This window comes from Shigella sp. FC1967, from assembly GCF_001743005.1.
In the GTDB taxonomy this organism is placed as follows: domain Bacteria; phylum Pseudomonadota; class Gammaproteobacteria; order Enterobacterales; family Enterobacteriaceae; genus Proteus.
On record NZ_MIIZ01001024.1, the window covers coordinates 1 to 1,264 of the forward strand.

A 1,264-nucleotide genomic window follows, 5' to 3' on the forward strand; every position below is an offset into this window, starting at 1 on the left:
CTTTTTATTTAATTTTTGTTATTTTCTTCTTTTTAATATTTCGAAGCAGTAGTTATGTGAGTTATTTTCATCTGCTTATGGTATTCCATAAAAGTAGAATCCCACTCATCTGGCTCATAATCTGGGAATGTTGTATCACCGATGACTTCAGCATCAATGTGAGTTAAATAAAGTGTATTTGCCATAGGCAGAAATTGTTCATACACTTTACCACCACCGATAACCATGATTTCATCATAATTTTCAGCAGCTTGCAAAGCTTCCTCTACAGATTTAACCCAAACGACATCGCTATCTGTTCCAGGTTGACTGCTTAAAACAATATTAAGACGATTCGGTAAAGGACGCCCGATAGACTCATAAGTCACCCGCCCCATAATAACGGGTTTATTTAGCGTATTCTTTTTAAACCATGCGAGGTCACCCGGTAATGTCCAAGGCATTGCCTTTTCCATACCAATAATGCGATCCATCGCTAATGCTGCGATTAAACTAATATTCATTTACACACCTACGGGTAAAGATGGGAAAAAACTGTTCACACTATACGTAAAGCTAAAACCTGAGTCGATACAAATTATGCTTCCTTGATAATAAATAATTGCTTTATACTCGAAGTGTTAACTTAATCATATAAGATTCAATCATTATAATATTGTTATATACAAGGCGCTATTATGCTTGAAACTTCTTTAGTTGTTTTTACAATTGCTTTACTCGGGATGATCTCACCAGGCCCTGACTTTTTTCTCGTTGTAAAAAATGCGGCACGTTATCAACGATCTGCTGCAATGATGACAGCAATGGGAATTGTGGCTGCATTACTTGTACATATGTCATATTGTGTTGCCGGTATTGCTGTTCTTATCACAACAACACCTTGGCTCTTTTCCATTTTAAAATATGCAGGGGCAGTTTATTTGCTATGGATTGGCTTTCAGAGTTTGCTGTCAAAATCTAATCATTCGATTGATGAAAAAGCAGCACTACATTCACAAATCAGTTTTAAGAAAGCCTTTATGCAAGGTTTTCTCTGTAATCTACTCAATCCTAAAGCCACCTTGTTCTTTCTTGCCGTTTTCACTCAAGTGCTAAGTATTGATTCAAGCATTGGTGAAAAAATTATGGTATGCCTTTATTATTTGGGGATTAGCGGTCGTTTATTGGCCCTTACTCGTCTTATTAATTCAAAGTGCGCCAGTAAGAAAAATACTCAACAAAATCCAAAAAAGTATTGATAAAGTACTTGGTGTAGTATTGATTG

General features: G+C 36.0%; 2 pseudogenes. One reads left to right on the plus strand and one right to left on the minus strand.

Annotation, left to right across the window (positions count from 1 at the left end):
- Window positions 1-18 precede the first annotated feature (18 nt).
- Window positions 19-503, minus strand: a pseudogene (gene folA / locus BHE89_RS17705) (type 3 dihydrofolate reductase).
- Window positions 504-677: 174 nt separating this feature from the next.
- Between folA and BHE89_RS17710 the strand changes: the two are divergent.
- Window positions 678-1,264: pseudogene (locus BHE89_RS17710) on the plus strand (LysE family translocator); the annotation flags it as partial.